This is a genomic window from Acinetobacter sp. YH12142, assembly GCF_013418435.1.
In the GTDB taxonomy this organism is placed as follows: domain Bacteria; phylum Pseudomonadota; class Gammaproteobacteria; order Pseudomonadales; family Moraxellaceae; genus Acinetobacter; species Acinetobacter amyesii.
In genome coordinates, this window is the sequence record NZ_VPCB01000017.1 from 43575 (window position 1) to 63007 (window position 19433).

Annotated in this window: 16 protein-coding genes; 6 read left to right on the top strand and 10 right to left on the bottom strand. The window is 40.6% G+C overall.

Annotated features, from left to right (window positions below; translation table 11 throughout):
* Positions 1-13: 13 nt before the first annotated feature.
* A complete protein-coding gene (locus FTU77_RS12905) occupies positions 14-1816 on the bottom strand; it encodes an extracellular solute-binding protein (protein WP_257222254.1) in 1803 nt (600 codons plus the stop codon).
* 62 nt (positions 1817-1878) lie between these two features.
* Complete coding sequence (locus tag FTU77_RS12910; protein WP_180055971.1) at positions 1879-5217, bottom strand: LysM peptidoglycan-binding domain-containing protein; 3339 nt, start codon at positions 5215-5217, stop codon at positions 1879-1881.
* Between the two features lie 206 nt (positions 5218-5423).
* Here FTU77_RS12910 and dnaQ point away from each other — a divergent pair, with 206 nt between their 5' ends.
* From dnaQ to nudC, 3 genes are all read left to right on the top strand, one after another.
* Positions 5424-6920: a DNA polymerase III subunit epsilon gene (dnaQ, locus tag FTU77_RS12915; protein ID WP_180055972.1), complete on the top strand. Its 1497-nt coding sequence runs from the start codon at positions 5424-5426 to the stop codon at positions 6918-6920.
* A gap of 128 nt (positions 6921-7048) precedes the next feature.
* On the top strand, positions 7049-8695 hold the full coding sequence (locus tag FTU77_RS12920; protein WP_180055973.1) for a chemotaxis protein: 1647 nt from the start codon (positions 7049-7051) through the stop codon (positions 8693-8695).
* Positions 8695-9468: an NAD(+) diphosphatase gene (nudC, locus tag FTU77_RS12925; protein WP_067766050.1), complete on the top strand. Its 774-nt coding sequence runs from the start codon at positions 8695-8697 to the stop codon at positions 9466-9468. The genes FTU77_RS12920 and nudC overlap by 1 nt, the downstream gene beginning before the upstream one ends.
* Before the next feature lie 74 nt (positions 9469-9542).
* Here nudC and FTU77_RS12930 read toward each other — a convergent pair whose 3' ends face one another.
* The 4 genes from FTU77_RS12930 to FTU77_RS12945 form a co-directional block, all read right to left on the bottom strand.
* Positions 9543-10430 carry an alpha/beta hydrolase gene (locus FTU77_RS12930; protein ID WP_067766053.1) on the bottom strand — a complete coding sequence of 296 codons (888 nt, stop codon included), beginning with the start codon at positions 10428-10430 and terminating at the stop codon, positions 9543-9545.
* 27 nt (positions 10431-10457) lie between these two features.
* Entirely contained in the window at positions 10458-11159 is a 702-nt protein-coding gene (locus FTU77_RS12935; RefSeq protein WP_180055974.1) for a BON domain-containing protein, read from the bottom strand.
* A 62-nt stretch (positions 11160-11221) separates the two neighbouring features.
* Entirely contained in the window at positions 11222-11629 is a 408-nt protein-coding gene (locus FTU77_RS12940) for a YraN family protein (RefSeq protein WP_067766314.1), read from the bottom strand.
* Positions 11630-11660: 31 nt separating this feature from the next.
* Complete coding sequence (locus FTU77_RS12945; RefSeq protein ID WP_180055975.1) at positions 11661-12605, bottom strand: penicillin-binding protein activator; 945 nt, start codon at positions 12603-12605, stop codon at positions 11661-11663.
* Between the two features lie 10 nt (positions 12606-12615).
* Here FTU77_RS12945 and rsmI point away from each other — a divergent pair, with 10 nt between their 5' ends.
* Both rsmI and FTU77_RS12955 read left to right on the top strand, forming a co-directional pair.
* Positions 12616-13458, top strand: a complete 843-nt coding sequence (gene rsmI, locus FTU77_RS12950; protein ID WP_180055976.1) for a 16S rRNA (cytidine(1402)-2'-O)-methyltransferase — start codon at positions 12616-12618, stop codon at positions 13456-13458.
* Between the two features lie 104 nt (positions 13459-13562).
* Entirely contained in the window at positions 13563-13985 is a 423-nt protein-coding gene (locus tag FTU77_RS12955; RefSeq protein ID WP_180055977.1) for a hypothetical protein, read from the top strand.
* A 114-nt stretch (positions 13986-14099) separates the two neighbouring features.
* On the opposite strand, the gene FTU77_RS12960 is transcribed toward FTU77_RS12955, so the two are convergent.
* The 3 genes from FTU77_RS12960 to ubiH all read right to left on the bottom strand — a co-directional run bounded on the left by FTU77_RS12960 (position 14100) and on the right by ubiH (position 16972).
* The gene (locus tag FTU77_RS12960; RefSeq protein WP_078189169.1) at positions 14100-14348 is read right to left on the bottom strand and encodes a hypothetical protein; all 249 of its coding nucleotides are present in this window, start codon (positions 14346-14348) and stop codon (positions 14100-14102) included.
* A 174-nt stretch (positions 14349-14522) separates the two neighbouring features.
* Positions 14523-15767, bottom strand: coding sequence for an FAD-dependent monooxygenase (locus FTU77_RS12965; protein WP_180055978.1), 1245 nt, complete (start codon positions 15765-15767; stop codon positions 14523-14525).
* On the bottom strand, positions 15764-16972 hold the full coding sequence (gene ubiH / locus FTU77_RS12970) for a 2-octaprenyl-6-methoxyphenyl hydroxylase (protein WP_180055979.1): 1209 nt from the start codon (positions 16970-16972) through the stop codon (positions 15764-15766). The genes FTU77_RS12965 and ubiH overlap by 4 nt, the downstream gene beginning before the upstream one ends.
* 775 nt (positions 16973-17747) lie before the next feature.
* On the opposite strand from ubiH, the gene FTU77_RS12975 reads away from it, so the two are divergent.
* Positions 17748-17918, top strand: a complete 171-nt coding sequence (locus tag FTU77_RS12975; RefSeq protein WP_180055980.1) for a hypothetical protein — start codon at positions 17748-17750, stop codon at positions 17916-17918.
* A gap of 184 nt (positions 17919-18102) precedes the next feature.
* Here FTU77_RS12975 and FTU77_RS12980 read toward each other — a convergent pair whose 3' ends face one another.
* Positions 18103-19278 carry a tetratricopeptide repeat protein gene (locus tag FTU77_RS12980; protein WP_180055981.1) on the bottom strand — a complete coding sequence of 392 codons (1176 nt, stop codon included), beginning with the start codon at positions 19276-19278 and terminating at the stop codon, positions 18103-18105.
* Positions 19279-19433 lie beyond the last annotated feature (155 nt).

The window sequence follows — 19433 nt, forward strand, 5'->3', positions numbered from 1 at the left end:
CATTCAGGTGTATTTATTGCTGCCGTAGATATTGTGTTATTTGCTTGGCTTGAGCTACATCACTCCACCAATAGTCAATCCCTACAGAAAGTTTAGGTTTGACATAAGGTTGCTTATACATATGCCAATAGGCAAACCAGTTTTCACTTTGCCCAAACATTGGGATTTGATAATAACCCGCTCTAAGCAGGCGGTCTAAAACACGCGTACGAACAATCAATTCCTCCCGATTTGGAGCATTGATCACCTGTTGAATGAGCTTATCGATCACAGGATTTTTAATCCCAGCATAATTATAATTACCCACTTGATCGGCTGCTTGACTGCCCCAAAGTTGAGCTTGCTCACCCGCTGGAGTGAGCGATTGAGGCATTTCATCCACGATCATATCAAAGTCAATATTTCGCATACGCTCGGTGTATTGCGGTCCATCGACTTGTCGTAATAACACCTGAATACCTAAACGTTTCAAATTTCGTATAAATGGCATTAAGGTTCGCTGCAAATCTTGTTGCTGAATCAAAAGTTCAAATTTCACAGGCTGAGATTTTGCATCCACCAATCTGCCGTCTTGATAACGATAACCCGCATTCAATAACAGTTGGCGTGCATGCAGAAGGTTTTTTCGATTAAATCCACTGCCATCAGAAACAGGATATTGCCAATTGGATAAAACCCCCTGTCGTTGAATAGGATCAAGTTGCGATAACATCGGTTTTAAAATATCCAACTCTTGGATAGAGGGTTTTCCCTTTGCTTCTAACACACTATTACTAAAATAACTCTGTAAACGCTGATACTGCCCATAAAACAACGCTCTATTTTGCCATTCAAAATCATAAGCAAAAGTTAAAGCTTGCCGAAAGCGAATATCACTAAATGGCGCACGACGGGTATTAAATACGAGACTTTTTGTGGGAATCGGTCGTTCATGTTTAAAGCGATATTTGACAATTTTACCGTCTTTAAAAGCAGGAAAATTGTACGCTCCCACCCAATTACGTGCGGTCTTTTCCTCATATAACGTAAATTGACCCGCTTTAAAGCCTTCAAAGGCGATGTCTGGGCTGCGGTAATATACATATTTCAGATGGTTAAAATTATACCGACCACGATTGACAGCTAATTTCTGCCCCCAATAGTCTGGATTGCGCTTGTAGCGAATACTCCTACCTGCATCGATCTTCTCAATCGTGTAAGGGCCAGAGCCTAAAATGGGCTGCAATGTAATTTGAGTAAAATCTTTTTTTGCCCAATCCTTTTTGGAATAAATCGGCATTTGCGCCAAAATCATGGGCATATCCGTATTATGTCCAGATTTAAAACTCATCCTCACCTGATATTTAGATAAAATATCTGTTTTGTCCAAATCCGCTAGGTACATTTGTAGACCGGGATTTGATTTAGTTTGGAAGGTATCAAAACTAAACTTCACATCATCAGCTGTTAAGGCACTCCCATCACTAAATCGTGCTTTGGAGTTTAAATGAAAAATAACAAAATTAGTTTTTTTCGGGTCAAATGTCACTTTTTCGGCAAGTAACGGATACATCACGCCCGGCTCATCTAAAGATGAACTCATCAAACTATCAAATAGATAATTGATACCTTCAACAGAACGCCCTTTTCCATTCATGCTGTTTAAATTATCAAAACTCCCAATACTCGAAGTCGTGATATAGCCCCCTTTAGTGGCAAAAGGATTGGCATAGGGCATTGCCTGTAATTGATGATATTGAGGGCTACTATGTATGGCAAGAAAAGGCGTGGTCTGCAATGCAGCCCACGCCCCTGTTGAAAGTATGCTCAAGGTCATACCAAACACGTAACGCGAAGTTGAAGCAGAATACATTCAACTTAACTCCTTAATGTTTGGACTCAGTTCGGTACTTTTATCACTTCACCAATACGTAACTGAGCAGACGGTTGCATATCATTCATTTCAGCGAGTTTTGATGTATCTAGTCCATAACGACTTGCCAAACCAATCAGCGTATCCCCGCGTTTAATACGGTATTCACTGATGGTTTTAGGAACTTGTAAATTTTGACCAACACGAAGCCCAGCACGCGGGTTCAAGTTATTTAACTCAGCCAATGCTGCCACAGTTAACCCCGTCCGACTAGCAATCGAATTTAAAGACTCGCCTGATTTCACAGTATAGCTTTCAGTATTTGCTGGTTTCACATTGCTCGTAGAGGATTTAGCTTCCGTTTTTTTGGTTTCAGTTGCTTTACTAGCTACATCAGCAGGTAGTTCACCATCTACTTTTAAACGCTGCCCTACACGAATCGCACTATTGGTATTTAGGCCATTTAATTCAGCTAAATAACGCAATTGAAGATGATATTTCTTCGCAATCACACCCAGCGTTTCACCTGATTTCACCACATGAAAATCGGTCGCTTCAACAGAATTCGTTCGTGTATTGGTTTTGCTTTCAGTTTTGGTCGGCTCAACTTTAGTTTCTACTTTAACCGGTGCAACATCACCTGTTAATTTTAATTTCTGCCCAACACGTAGACCTGAACTACGCTCTATGCCATTTAAATTCGCGACATAGTCCATGCCCAAATCATAGCGGCTAGCAATACCTGTCAGTGTATCGCCAGACTGCACCACATAAGTATCTGGAACAGTTGAACTTGCAGGTACTTTAATACTTTGCCCAGCCATCAGCCCACTGTTTGCCGACATGTCATTTAAACTCGCCAATTCAGACAAACTGATTTTTGACTGCGTCGCAATGCTGTAAAGCGTATCACCACGCTGAACTTTATAGCTTTCAACTTTATAAGCAGGATCAACTTTGACATTTTCAATGCGATTTACGACTTTGCTTTCAAGCTTTTCAACTTTGCTCTCAACCTCGGCTACTGCTTGTAATGGCACATTAATTTTTTGCCCCACCATCAAACTACTGCCAGCCGTTAAGCCTGTTGTTAAATCTGCCAACTCTTGATTTGACAGCGCATAACGATCTGCAATGAGTTTTAGATATTCACCACGTTTTACCGTGTAGGATTTTGTTTGAACTTTTGCAGATTTTTCGACAACTTGAGCTGCTTTCTTGTTAGCTTCCAATTTTGCTTTAGATGCAGGTGTTTCTTTTAAGGACAATTTCTGCCCAACATATAAACCACTCGTGGTGGTTAAACCATTGTAGTCTGCGAGTTGCTTCGTACTTAAACCAAATTGACTCGCAACAGCTGTAAGACTGTCATTTGCTTTCACTACGTAGCTATCTGCTATAGGCTTGGCTTTCGACTCTTCGTTATTTTGAACAATCGGTTTCGCATCATATAAATAGATGGTCGTACCGACATACAAAGTCGAATCTGGCGAAATTTGGTTCCAAGCTGCAATATCACGCCAATTCACGCCATTTTTCATCGCGATCAACGCTAAAGTGTCACCTGCCAAAACTGTATAAGTACTGCGTTTACCTTTAGGTGGTACAACTACAATTTCAGAATCTGTACGAATGACATTTTTACCTTGGTTGCGTTTGGCTTCTTCAGAATCAGCACCTGTATTTTCAGCCACGCTTTTCGGGTAAGAGAAACCTTTGGTCAGTTCTTTACCTTGTTGATCCGCAATCGACTGGCTGGTCTGAATCGCTGTCAACTTAATCTTACCATCATAAGGATCGACAATTTCAGTGCCCTTCGGCGCAATAGCTTTAATTTCCTGAACGACTTCTTCTTGTTCTGCTTTGGTCGCTACTGGTTTTAACACCTCATCAACTGTTTTGGTCTCACCTTCGGCTTTAATAGCCGCCATGATTTGCTCACGCTCATTTGCGCTGAGTGGTGGCTCGACAGACACGGCTTTCACAGGAGTCGAAGGTGTTACAGCGACTGGTATACGCGGCGCACTTGGAATATCACTATTCGATGCAAATGCAGCTAAAGCAGATGATCCCATTGGTGTTTTGCCTTTCGTTCCTGACGGAATACTTGGCGTTACCGTTGCAGCGACTACAGGTGGTTTGGCAGAAGCTGTCACTGTCGGCTGTGTGGTCAGCGTAGGTGGCGTCACTTTAGCGGGCTGAATAGTTTTACTATTTAATTCCGGCGGAGTAACACGTGACGGTGTTATTTCAACATTATTTTTTGGTAAGTTATAAGTTGAATTACTTGCCCAATAACCTGATGAACCACCTGATTGTAATTTTTTCAAACGTGCATCGACTGATGGACTCACATCCGCAGGAATTAAAATCCGCATTGGGCTGCTGCTATCAATCACATCGCCACGATGACCCGGGTTTAGTGCATAAAGTTCTGCACGACTTAAACCAGTAATAGATGCAATTTCATTTAAATTTGCAGGCCCTACAGCCACTTCACGAAAATGTGGACGGTTAGCAATTGGCGGTAAACTTACGCCATAAGCACTTGGATTTTTAATAATTTGAGCAACAGCCAAGAAACGTGGGACATAGTTCATGGTTTCTTGTGGCAGTTTTAACGACCAATAATCGGTTGGCAAACCTGCTGCACGGTTACGGTTAATCGCTTGTTGAATACGCCCCGGCCCTGCATTATAAGAAGCCAAAGCCAATTCCCACGAACCGAACTGGTTATGTAGCGCACCTAAAAACTCATAAGCTGCACGCGTAGATTCAACTACGTCACGACGACCATCATACATTGAGGTTTGTTTTAAGCCGTAAATACGTCCAGTACTTGGAATAAACTGCCATAAACCTGCTGCGGCAGCACTTGAAGTTGCTGCTGGGTCATAAGAACTTTCAATCACTGGCAATAACGCCAACTCAGTCGGCAAACCACGACGTTCTGCTTCTTTAACCGTGTGATATAAATAACGGGACGCACGCGCACTTAAACGGTCAATATACGGTTGACGTGAAATAAACCAACCACGCTGTGCTTCAATTCGCGTATCCCAGTGGTTCAAATCCATTTTGAAACCAACGGTCATTCGCTTCCAAACATCACCGTGCTTTAGTACTAAAAGGCGGTCGCCTTCTACGGCACGCATGTCTGTTGCAGAAAGTAAATCTTCGAGTGAATCTAAACTATTGGCATCGAGAAAGTTTGAGCCAACTTGTTTACTTGCTGAGTTCTGCTTAGTCGTTTGCGATGAAGAACAGCCCGTCAGACCAAGAGCTGCGAGCGCAGAACCCAAGACTGTAAATTTAAAAATTTGTGGTAACGTAGGCTGCCAGACAGTCGCAGTTGATTTATACATAAAAAAATCCAGACAACTCATATAAAATTTATTTTTTAGATATGCCATTGTAGTGAAGCAGAACACAGACACAAGGCGTTAATTTAACGCTATTTCAGTATAAATGTTACAAGAAATTAAAAAAATCGCCAGAAATGGATTTCTCTCTGTCATTTGCGTTATAGAATATACGGTTCTGAATGCTTGTTTTTCTCCGGATTTGATTTATGTCTCAAACAATCACGCTTTATGTTGATGGTGCATGTAAAGGCAACCCTGGCTTAGGGGGTTGGGGGGCCTATATCATCCGTGAAACTGGAGAAGAAAAACTCTGCGGCGGCGAAGCTGAAACCACCAATAACCGTATGGAATTGACTGCTGCAATTGAAGGTATTCAACACTGTCCGTCCGATGCAAAACTGATTATTTGGACAGACTCTAACTATGTCAAACAAGGCATTACCGAGTGGATACATGGTTGGAAAAAGAAAAACTGGAAAGATGTTAAAAATCCTGATCTGTGGAAATTACTGGATGCAACTTGTCAGGGTCGGGAAATTGAATGGAACTGGATTAAAGGGCATGCAGGCCATCCGGGAAATGAAATGGCTGATCAATTGGCCAATCTAGGCGCAGAAAAAACCCTCGAACGCATCAAACAAGCAGCATCTACAGCTGAAGCACCTAAAAAAAAAGCTGAACCTGACTGGCTATTAAATGATCCGTTTGGACTCGAATTTGCTGATAGTGATGATGAAGAAGAAATCTCTGAAGAAGCTACGATTTCAAATGAAAGCATTGTTGACGCTTCAATTCAGGAATCTTCAATTGCTCAGCCGCTAGAAATTGCTCCGTCACTTGAAATCGCTGCTGAGACAGCGAACAATGCAGAGCAGATTGATGACATTGCGATAGAACAACAAACAACTGACACTGCTTCAACGTTGAGCGCAGCTGCTCCTATACAGTCTAAACAAGCTGCTGAAATCCATCCGATGATTGTCATTACACCAGCAACCGTCGATGTATCTGGCCCACGACAATTAATTTTGGATACGGAAACTACGGGTTTCTATTTCCAAGATGGCGACCGCATTATTGAAGTCGGTGCGGTGGAAATGATTAACCGTAAACTGACCGGCAGCTCAATTCATATTTATATCAACCCGCAAAAACCTGTCGGCGAATCTGAAAATATTCACGGAATCAGTGATGACTTTCTAAAAGACAAACCACTGTATGCTGAAATTGCTGATGTATTATTTGACTATCTAAAAGGCGCAGAAATCATTGCGCATAATGCAACCTTCGATATGAACTTCCTTGATATGGAGTTCAAACGCGCAGGTTTTGTGGCCTTATCGGAAGTTTGCGAAGTTACCGATACCTTGGCTATGGCCAAAGCCAAGCATCCAGGCCAGAAAAACTCACTCGATGCGTTGGTGCGTCGCTATGAAATTCCACAACGAGACCGTACCTTCCATGGTGCCTTACTCGATGCTGAAATTCTGTCTGACGTTTACCTAGCAATGACGGGCGGTCAGGTATCCTTTGATATCGATGCACTGACCCACTCGCAAAATGAAGATGGTTCGCAAACCCGCGCCGCTGTTGAAATTGAATTACCAGTGATTTTACCTTCAGCAGATGAACTTGAAGCCCATGAGACATGGGTCAAACAATTTGAAGAAAAACATGGTACACCTTGCCTTTTTGCGAAATAAAATCTAAATTTCGTGTTACTTTTTGTATATAAACAATTCTTACATACGCTATAGTAAAACCATAAACATGGACCGCCTTAAGGGGCGGTTAATAAACAAGATAAAACATCTAGGAAAGGTGCAGATACATGTCTTACCAAACCTCTATCCATTTTGATCCAACGGCTTTGCTGATAATAAAAAATGAGGTTGATAACTCAATCAAGTTAGTCGAATCAGCAGTCAGCACCTTAGTTGAAGATCAAACTTTACCTTTCGGGATTGATGATGCACTGATTCAATTTGAACAATGTGCTCAAGTATTAGCTTTAGTTGATATGCCAAGTTTGGCAAAAATCGCTCAATATTCAGCAGAGTTAATGCGCAAGATCATGGGGAATCCTGCGCAAATTAACACTCAAAATGTCATCGCACTGAGCGAAGGCACAACCATGCTGAAACGCTATATCGAATTTATCTGCCTGCGTGAAGTTAAAATTCCACAGTTCCTACTCGACAGTCTGAATCGTCTAGAACTGTCTTTGGGTAAACCTCTAACGTCGGAAGGCCAACACATTGAGTCCCTACTCGATTGTATTACTCCTGACTTTGACTTACCTCAAGCGCCTGCACTTGAAAAATCAAAATACGTTCACCGTCTGTATAAGTTGGCGTTGAATAAATTGATTAAACAAGAAGAAACTGAGCTGGATCTGCAAGCGATTAAATTGGTCGGTACGTATTTAGCAGGTCTTTCAGACAAACATCCAAGCAAACAATACTGGAACTTGGTTTTTGTTGCGTTTAATCAAATTGATCAAATCTTAATTACCGATGCTCGTTTACGTACCTTGGTAAGCATTGAACGCAATATGGCTCAATATTTTGCAGGAACTGAGCGCTTTAAAGCATCCATTTCTGATTTAGCCAATGTCTTAAGTCTAAGCATTAGCCAAGAAGATGACATTTCTCATCATATTCGTGGCAAGTTAAATATCGGTGAAGATCTTCTTACCGACACCCAATTGCAAGTTTTCAGTCGTCATTTATATGGTCCTGACTTCGAAACCATGCATACCATTGGTGAATTGGTTACGACTGAAATGACGCAAATTCGTAATGATATTGAATTTAACTATCAAAATATGACGCCTGAAAAAACCCAAGAACTTCAAGCGAAATTGAACGAATTGGCAAATATTTTCAAAGTCTTGAACTTAAATGAAGCTTATAACGACCTGTCGCGTCAAGCTGCGTCATTAGGTAATGCTGAGATTTTACAAGATGAAAGCTTTGCCCAGCAGTTGATGAACAATATCTTGTCTGCCATGAACTCGATTGGTGTGCTTGAGCGTCATCACACCTCTAGCCGCTTACAACTTCGTGTGAATAATATGAATATTTCACTCGACCGTTTAGATGAAGCACATGCTGCCCTGTTAAATGAGACCAAGGTTTTAATTGATGCTGCTAGCCAATCTTTGGTTCAGTATTTACAAAACCAAGATTTAACACAACTTGAAGCGACTGCAACTCAATTCCGCGAAATTGGTGGTGCAATGTTGTTCCTCAATGCAGATGCAGCTCAAAATGCGCTGAATTCAACTGCTCAATTCATTTTGAAACGAGTTGAATCATCAACAGCGATTGATGCAAATGAAGTGAATCAAGCATTAGATTCATTGGCAAGTGCTGACATGCTCATTGACAATTTAAAGAACAAACAACCTGTATTACACACGATGTTTAAGGTAGCATTGGACAGTAGCGAAAAACTGAAATCTGCAGCAGCCTAATGTCTAAATTGTCACTTGCCTATATCTTTAAACAACAGCAATTGTTGGTCGATGAAAACTTTCAACTTCCAGAAGTTGAGCAACTCGCAAGTGATTTAAATATAGGTACGGGTGATCAAGTGATTGCCCGTGACCTCCTCGAAGATGAGCCTATTCCTCAAGGCTTACAACTCATTCCAATACGTCAGCTTTTGCAACTCTGGAATGTCAAAGAGTTTGAACAAGCTAGTCGTGCAATTCAACTTTTAGAATGGCGTCGTAATCATAAATTTTGTAGCCATTGCGGTACAGCAACTGAAGTTCACGCGACTGAATATGCAATGGTATGCCCTGCCTGTGGCTATCACCAATATCCACGGGTCAATCCCTGCGTCATTACCGTTATTACACGTGGCAAGGACGAAATCCTCTTAGCAAAAAATGCGCGTAACGCACGGCAAATGTATGGCTTAATTGCCGGTTTTGTTGAAGTTGGCGAAACTTTAGAGGAAGCTGTACGTCGCGAAACCTTGGAAGAAGTTGGCATACAGGTTAAAAATATCCAGTACTTAGCTAGCCAACCTTGGCCTTTCCCGAGTAATTTAATGATTGCTTTTAAAGCCGAATATGCAGCTGGTGAATTACAGTTACAAGAAGAAGAAATTGCGGATGCCGCATTTTTCAAGTTTGATCATCTGCCAGAAATCCCCTTTAAAGGTAGTATTGCCCACGCCATGATTATGCATGCGATACATGGAACAGCGGTAGCTGATGATACAGAGGCTTGGCTTTAATCAAGCAGCAAAAGGTATTTACAAAAAAATAAACCGCAATAGATTTGCGGTTTATCCATACCATTTACAGCTCTCTAAACCTTCGGGCTAATTTCATCTAAAACACGCATAATTTCAGCTTTGGTTTTAAAGAAACGACTAAATAAGCTCGATACTGACCCAATCATCGTGATATGACCGACACGAGGAATTTCTATTAACTGACTGTGATTTCCCAATGCCTTTAATTGACGGTCTAAATCTTCACTATTATTTACCCCAACAATATCGTCATTCGCGGCAGTAAATAAGTAGTGTTTTACTTTGTTAGATTCAACAAAATAATACGGCATCACTTGCTGATATGGGACATCTTGATCGAAAGCCTCAGCACAAATTGGGTCACCTTTATAGTCAAAATGATAAGGCCCAGCCAAGCCGACAATGGCACGAATGTTTTCACGGATTTGTAATTGATATGGCTGAGGATGGTACAGCGCAGACATGACATTAAATGCCCCTGCTGAATGCCCCATCAACACCAAATCTTCTAGTTCGATCTGCAACTTATGCTGTGATTGCGTCAAATAGTTTAATGCTAGACTCAAATCATCAATTGATGCAGGAAAAATATGTTCTGGTGCAAGTTGATAGTTTATAACCGCAACATCAAAACCTTCTTTAGCAAAGGCTTCACCAATAAAACCATAGTCTTTTTTATCACCATGCATCCATGCGCCACCATGTACAAATACAATCAGTGGGCGCTTTTGACGTGGTTGCTCAGTACGATATAAATCCAAACGATGACGGGCTTTTAAGCCATACGCAATATTACTTTGGATGCTATAACCTTTTTTAGGTGTGAGCCGATTGAGTGCAAGACTACCAAAATCATAGATTCTAAAGTCTCGATAAAGTGATTTTGCCAGCTCCACCTTTTGTTGAAGCTGTTGTGACCAAAGCTGAAACTTGCTCGACATAGATTTTCGATACTAAATAATTGAGATTTATTGTGCGTGGTTTGGATCAACTGCATCTGGATCAATGGCAACGGGCGTTTGTACTTCAGGCTGCACATTACTAACAGTTGGTGTGGTAAAGCTCGAGTTGATACTACGCTCTTGTGGATTTGAGCTTTGTTCAACATTGTCAATTAAAGTGACAATTCGCGTTACATTACCCACTTGTTGCAAGATTTGATTTAAGTCTGTGATTTCCGCACTGTTTAAACGGCCCATCACATAAAGAACAGCATCTTCAGTATGAATGTGTACTTTGCTGTCAGATACCACAGGCGCTTTCATAATTAGCCCACGGGTATTAGCTGTTACAGCTGTATCTTGCATAATAGTGCTGTAGCTAATTTGGTTGCCCACAGTAATATAATTATGTACGGTTTTAACATCACTCATTGAACGAACATTTTCTTCAGCCAATTCTTTTAAGTGATTATCAGGCACTTGGCCTGTTAACAACACATTGCCATGAAAGCTTTCAATATTGACACGAGATTGTTTAAAACGACTGTCTAATTTATATAAATTAATTTTTGCAGTACGAACAATAGATGAGTCAATAAATACTTGCCCCAAAGAGCGTGCACCACTTTCCGTTCCTACAGGTGCTGAGCCTGTACCATTTGAAATAAAACTCGCACATCCTGATAAACTCGCGACACAAAGCATCGTCATTGCAATACGCTTAACCACTCAGCACAACTCCTAAAATTTTTACACCGGTATTTTTCTATGCATTTACACAGTTTCTTTTATCAGAGATTAATCAACTCTTGATCAAAAGTAAAAGCATTTTCAATCCATTGCTGATCATACGGGTATTTTGAAAAGTCTTGCTGTAGTGTTTTTGCAAAGTGTTGATAAAAATCAAAACAAATCACATCAAAGCGACAATAATAATCATAAAAATGTGACTGTTCATTTAAAAAATGCAACGCGGTCTTCATCATTTTACGTTGTTTGTGAATCGAGATTGTTTCTATCGCTTGCGCATATTGGGTATTTGAACGCGCTTTAACTTCAATAAAAACCAAATCCTTTTCTCGAGCCACGATCAAATCAATTTCGCCATAACGACTATGTAAATTACGTTGTACCAAGACATAATTTTGCTGCTGTGCCCATGTTAGCGCTTGCTGCTCTGCCCACTGGCCTAAGTTCATCATATCCACACCCTCAATCTAACTTTTCCTATTAAATTGAAATCGGCTCAATACCCTTTTTAGTTCGTTGATAGCAATGTGGAATACGGTGAATTTGATTGTCACTGATTTTAATTAATCCTGTCCTGCCCTGAAATTCTAAACTTTTTAATTTGGGCTCTTGTAAATATTGCTTCGCGATATGCCACGCGTCACCACCGAAAGCCATTAAACGTTGATATGGCATCGCAACAGGATTATGTTCATAAGCCCGCATTACATCTGACCACTTCGCATCATACAATGCTGGTGCATCACAAAACTTCACCCCCATTGGTACTGGTTGATCGGCCTCAATTGCATTGGCCAACGTGTAAATTTGCTTTTTAGGTAAATTATTTTGACTATTTAACCACTGATTATTACCGAGCAATAACACCCCCTGATATTTCTTTATTTTTGCAGGCAATTGATCAATAACATGTAATGGCAGAGGTGTTTGACTCATGAGCACCATTAACATCAGTTCATGCTCATCCTCTGTCCCTGGCTGCCTGAACACCATCACTTCTTTTAATTGATCTTTTTCAAAAATATTTTTTAAAGCTACAGCATCATCACGTTTGGCCAAACTATATTGCCAAACATTGGTGATTTGATTTGAAGATTCATTTAATGCAAGTACACGGACTTTCGGTTTGGCCTTGACCAAGGCTTCGACGTCTTGACGTGCAAGTGGTCCAATGACCAGTTGTGTTTTTTTATTGACGTGTTTTTTTAATAAAGCTGCGATCTGCTTTTGATCCGAATTAATAAATTTTACGGGTACTTTATAGTCGGATGAATTATACGCGCTGTTGAAACCCTGCTTAATACTGGATGCAGCTCGCGCCATAGGGCCAGATTCAGGTAGAATGACCAATACGTCTGCTTGTGCTGCTGAAATTAAACTGCTTAGCAAGCAAAAAACCATTATTTTTTTCTTATTATCCAACATGGAGAAACCTATGAGTGCTCAGTTATTTGTTGTTGCGACTCCAATCGGGCACTTAGATGATATTAGTTATCGTGCAATTGATGTTTTGAAGTCGGTTAAAATTATTGCCGCTGAGGATACACGAACTTCAGCACAATTACTTAAACATTTTAGTATCAATACACCTTTAACCGCCTGCCACGACCATAACGAAAGCAACAAAATAGACCAGCTGATTGAACGCCTCGAAAAGGGTGAAAATATGGCGCTGATTAGTGATGCAGGCACACCATTGATCAGTGACCCCGGCTTTAAACTGGTTCGTGCTGCACAAGAAAAAAATATTCGTGTCATTCCTGTGCCGGGTGCCTGTGCTGCCATTGCAGCTCTCAGTGCTGTCGGCCTACCCAGTGACCGTTTTAGTTTCGAAGGCTTTTTACCGTCTAAACAGTCACAACGTCTTTTAGCACTGGAAAAACTGAAAGACGAAACTCAAACCATGATTATTTATGAAGCGCCGCACCGTATTGTGGATTGCCTAAAAGATATGTCGAATGTCTTTGGTGCAGATCGTCCTGTGGGCTTTGCACGTGAAATTACCAAAACATTTGAAACTATTAAAAAAATGTCTTTGGGCGAATTGGTTCATTTTGTCGAATCTGATCACAATCAGCAAAAAGGCGAAATCGTATTGGTGATTGGTGGTGCGACCGAAGAAAAAGACCTAGAGCAAGAAAAGTTAGACAAATTGTTGACCCGTTTACTTCAAGACTTGTCCGTTAAAGCTGCCTCTCAGTTGGCTGCAGATTTAACTGGGATTAAAAAGAAAGTGGCCTATCAACGTGCTTTAGAATTAACCCAAGCGAACGATTAAGCTTAATTTTTTTTATTTTTAATTTGAACCGCTTATGGGACCTACGGGTTCCATAAGCTATCCCATACAATAATTTAAATAGAATGAAAAAAGTTGCTTATAACATGTCCATAAATCTGTCTGTCAAAAAACCGCTGATGTTCATTCTCTTTAATCTGGTTTGGCTCACCGCCCTTGCACATATTATTTATACTGGCATTCAACCCTATCCGCACTATATTAGTGGCGAGCAAATGACGGCCGATCATAGCGCGATTGCGATGGTCTGTGGATATTGTTCCCTCTATTTTGTAGTCGGTAATTTACTAAAACTGAGCCAATTTTGGGATAGGCATCGCTATTGGGCTTATGTCGTTTTGAGTGCGGTATTACTTTTTCAATCTTTTGTCGCTGCTGTGGCGACCATGCATGCACCACCGTATATTGCTGCATTTATTATCAATTGTATGTTTTTGCTTTTACTGCATTTTGTGTTCTATCCTATTTACGCGATCAGTCGTAAATATATGAAGCCAAAGACGACTTAAAATAACTTCACAACGTCATAACTAAACATGCTTAGTTTAAAAATGAATGACCTTCAGCCTCGCACAAGCGAATGAAGCAAAAAAAACACCACATGACGTGGTGTTTTTTCATTTTTAATCTTTTGCCGATTCGTCTGGAGGGACTTCGGTAATACGACCACCACGCGCTAAGAACGCAGCAACTTCATCTTCAAGCGCCTGACGTTGTTTTAGTTTTGCAGTCACTGTTAATGTTTCAGCTTCAGAGGTGTCACCATCAGAAGCAGAATCAGCTGCGTCACCTGCACCTTTTTCAGCTGCTTGTGCTTCATCTTCATCAACTACTGAATCTTCTGGATCATCATAATCGTTCATATCAGTCATTGTGTTCTCCCCGCGAATGACTTCTGTTTGCCAGCGAATGGCTGGTTTTAAATTAACAGAAATTTAGCAATCTCTGAGCATTTCGACTAGTACCCACAACCAAAAAATCGTATCTTTTTTAATCAAAATCGTAACCTTGTTTATACGACTGTCTAAAAAATATCAGACTTTGACCTAAGCTGCGTAGATTGTCTCTTTTAAAATACTCAGACCATTGGCTTGAGCCATAAACGCATCTTTTAGAACAGTCTGATTTTCCACTTGTTTTAAACCAAAGTTTCGCGCCCACACCACAGGTGAAAAAGTGGTGGTTTCTAACCAACCAATCGCGGACATACTATGCATCATGGCATCGTTTTGCCCTTTACGGCGGTGCTCATAGCGCTTCAAACTTTGTTCATGTGCCCACACACCTCGTTTTTTATCGGTCAAAAGCACATCGCAAAGCACCGCTGCATCTAAACAGCCAATATTCACGCCTTGTCCTGCAAGCGGATGAATCACATGGGCCGCATCTCCAATCAGCGCTAGACCATCATGAACATATTGCTGTGCAGCTCGTGCCTTCAATGGAAATTTAGCACGTGGCGTTGCTTCTAAGACTTCGCCGAGCATGTGATGGCTTTCTCGAGTGAGCAACGCAGTAAATTCAACATCGGATAAAGCCACATATTCATCGGCATAATCATCTGGTAAGGTCCACACAATCGATTGCCAATAACCGCTTTCTTCTTTTTTCAGACTCGCCATCGGCAAAAATGCTAAAGGGCCAGTTTCTAAGAAAATTTGACGTGCTAAATGCTGATGCGGTTGGGAGGTTTTAATTGCACAGCTCACACCGGCTTGCTTATAGTCCAATACATCTAGATCGATGAAAGCTTGCTCACGGACAAATGAGTTTGCACCATCTGCACCTATCACCAGTTTTGTTTTGAGCTGGGTACCATCTGCGAGGTGAATGATCCACACACCAACGCCACGCTCAACTCGACTGACCTTAACTTGGGTTCGGTAGTCTTCAAGCTGTTCTAGCATTTTTTCTTGAATGGCTAAATTCAATACACTTGGTTCAACCATTGAACCTAAAGCTTGCTCAACTGATGGTGTTTGCTCTGCCACATGACCAAAATTGATTTCTCCATAGCCATTTTTATTCCACACCTGCATACCAGTATAAGGCTGCTGACGGGCAAGCTTTTCCCAAACACCCACAGTCTTGAGTAAATGAATGGTGGCTTGACTGAGCGCCAAAACTCGAGGATTCGCAACACTTTTGGTTTTTTCTGCATCCAAAATAGGTGCCGCATCCAATACCGTAGCCTGCACACCGCCTTGCGCCAACAGCAATGCCGTTAAGCCACCGACCAAGCCGCCGCCGACAATCACGGCATCCAGTACATTTGTTTGATTTAAACTCATGCTTTTAGCCCCATTGCATAATTCGCGACCAAAGGCTTAATCCCCGGAATGGTATCAAAGGCAACTAATCCAGTATTGCGAATCAATTTTAAAAATGGGTTCTGGTTGCTAAAACCACGAACAACTGAATCACAGAATTTAATCACCCGCTGCTGATCGGTCAGGCGCGATTTTTCATAATCAAGCAACATAGCTGCATCACCCAGATCTGCATTTTTTTCAACTTGCTCTTTTAAATAACGGCGTAGTACATAGGCATCGCGCATACATAAGTTAAAGCCCTGACCAGCAACTGGGTGAATGGTATGTGCAGCATTTCCCATGAGCACTACACGACCTACAGCTTGTTTCTCTGCAAGTACTTGCGACAATGGGAAGCTGAAACGTTTACCAGTTTTTTGGAATTTACCTGCACGGTCGCCATAGGTTTCTTGTAAAGCATCTAAGAAGTGCTGATCATTTTCATCACCCATCCACTCGCCTTCAGTTCCTTTAGGAACAGGCCAAACCACTGAGCGACGGTATTCACCTGGAAGTGGCAGCAGCGCTAGCGGACCAAGCGGACTAAAACGCTCGAAACCGACATAACCATGCGGTTTAGAGGTTTGTACTGTAGTGACAATCGCCACTTGGTCATAATCATGCACCGATGCGCCAATACCTAAGGCTTTACGGCAGAATGAATCACGGCCATCGGCGGCAATCACAATTTTAGATTGTAGTTTGAGCTGTTCTTTAGCACGCTTTGCTTCAATATAGGCATGGTCTGCATCCTGCGTCAGCGAAGTCACTTGTACGCCGTCAATTAATTCTATCAGCGGTTCTTTTTTGACTTCTGTGAGCAGCACACGGCCGAGCCATGCATTTTCAATAACTTGTCCAAAGCTTTCGACTTTTTCTTGTTCTGCTTTGAGTCTTGCCTTACCAAAACTGCCTTGCTCTGTAATATTCACTTCTAAAATAGGTGTGGCGTGTTCCTGCAAAGCATCCCAGAGGCCTAGTTCTTGATAAATTTGCACCGTACGGCGTGACAAGGCGCTGTTTCGTGCATCAAAACTCGAGTGATAAGGCTCAAGGTTTGCATCATCATAATTGGGGTATTTAGTGGCTTCTAAAAGTTTTACGCCAATTTTGTCTTTGGCCAACATGAGTGCCAGACTTAAACCGACCATACCACCACCAACTATGATGACTTCTTGCTGCATGCTTGTTTCCTTTTTTATCAAGTATTCGAATTTAGGACATTCACTCGAAATACATATAATCTGTAATGAATTTTATCTTACATCAAGGGCATGATTTTTTATAATGAAATACAAATTAGTTGCAGGTATTTGCACTGATTAAATACAAAATTAATCATCTCTTGCCGTAAATATTGATCTTTAAAAAAAGAGAAAATCACAATAAAAATGGCTAAGCCCATCAGAATCAACCATCATTTGCGTAAATCAGCGTCATTTGAACATGTCATGTTTTGATGCATTCAAAAGGATGATATCAAGCTAACAACCTGATGATCAGCATTTAGCAATTGCTCAATTATTTGAATAAGTGATTGCAGCTGCAGAAACCACTTATGTTACACCATTCGGTTTAATGAGCTTTTCATTACACAACATTTTCTGGATATATTCCGCAGCAGAATATATCCAGAAAATGTAATTTTTGTTGTGTTATTGGCGCCTTATCCTAAAGTTGATGCACGTACCAAGCTTTAATTTGAGTTAGGTACAGAGCAACTCTAAAGCGATGTTGAGCACTATTATTCAAACAGGTTTTAGCGCCAACTTTACCTTGGCATGGTGTGAAAATACTATGGCGCAAACCTTAGAAAATACGCTGCAAACCAATAATTGAGAAAGATTTACCCACCAAGCTGAGTTGTAGATTCATACCGATGTGACTGAGACAGCGAAAAAAAATCAACAAACAAACATTAGTGAATGGCTGTAATTATGATTATATGCACCCGAGTGTATGGTCCAATATGCTATAGATCTGATTTCACATGCTGAATATGCTGAACCGGCAACCGGCAACCGGCAACCGGCAACCGGCAACCGGCAACCGGCAACCGGACATTTGGCCGTATATGAAAAACCGGAAGAGTTTTTAAAATTAGCGACAGAATTTTTACAAAAGTCTTAATCGCAAAGTGAAGCTAAAAAGCCGATCAATGGATCGGCTTTTTTTATATTTATTTAATATTTTCCATGATTTGGTCAAAATATTGCGCTCATGTATTCAATTTATTTTCATAGCAATAGATAAAGATATAGAACACAAAAGACAGAAATGATCTCCTTAATACGGAATAATTTAAATGAATGGCTTAAGCATTAAAATGCTGGATTAATTTCTGCAATCGAATTTCTGCATCTTGATTAAAAGCATTCGCCGCTTGGTGATACCAGCGTTTCGCCATCTTTAAATCTTGAGCTGCGCCATTGCCTAGCTCATACATTAAGCCAATTTTATAGGGAGCAATTGCACAGCCTTGTTTTGCCGATTGCTTGTACAAGTTCATAGCTAGATTATAATCTTGATCAAGAATTTCGCCCTTTTCATATATTTCAGCAAGGGCCGTTCTTGCGTTTATATTTCCCTTTTCCACTGACTGATTCAGCAGAGCTAAAGCGATATGAACCTCTGTTTTACATGGTTTTCTGAACAACAGCACCGCTAACTTCAGCATCGCTGCATCATCCCCCTGATCAGCCGCTTTTTGATACCATCCTTGTGCTGTAACATCATTTTTTTCGACGCCGCATCCCGTTTCATACATTTCACCCAATTTAATTTGGGCTGCAATATCCCCTCTTGAGGCTAAACTCAAATAATCATCATAAGTACGCTGATTGTTATACTTAAACTTTATTTTCTTTACTGGATTATAATCACTATCAAAGATTTCAAAACCGACATAGTTTTTAAAGAGTTCAATCAATAACTGCCGAACCAATTGAGTATGATAAATTAAATGATCCTTTTCGCTAAAATAATAATACTGATAATAGCTTTCCAAATCTTCATTGATTTCTTCTTTTAAACTGTTTAAATCAGTCGTCCATTTTTTTTGAACTTTGCCATTTTCAACATATTCGTAAAAATATCTTGTTGAAAAGTTTAACCATTCCTTTTCAAAATCTTGTCTTTCTCCATCCATGTAAAGTTCCTCTTCTTCCGCTTGAATGACACATCTGATTTCTGCACCCTCTTTATAAAGCGCATAGCTATAGCTTGAATTTGTGTCTGCAAAATCAAAGAAGATCATCCATTTCATCGGCAACTTACTGCTCAGCAAACTGCTCCATTTTTCAGGTTCAGTAAAAGCAAAATGTGCTAATCCGGCACTATTGATACAAACAATATGATCCGTCAGCCACTCTATATCTAATGCAGATTTTGAGTTTTCTTCAAAATAAACCAGCCAATCATTTACCAGTCTTTCAATATCCTGTTGATTGCCATTAAAGGGAATAACCACTCCAGCTTTTCTAACACCCATAATTATGATTAAAATAAAAAATTTATACGATTAGGGTCTGTTGACATTTGTTGATTAAAAAAATAGCGAGATAGTAAAATTAAATCGCCAAACCCAATTTTACACTCGCTATGCCTCGAACAATGCTAAATGATCAACACTGGTCCAAGTTACTT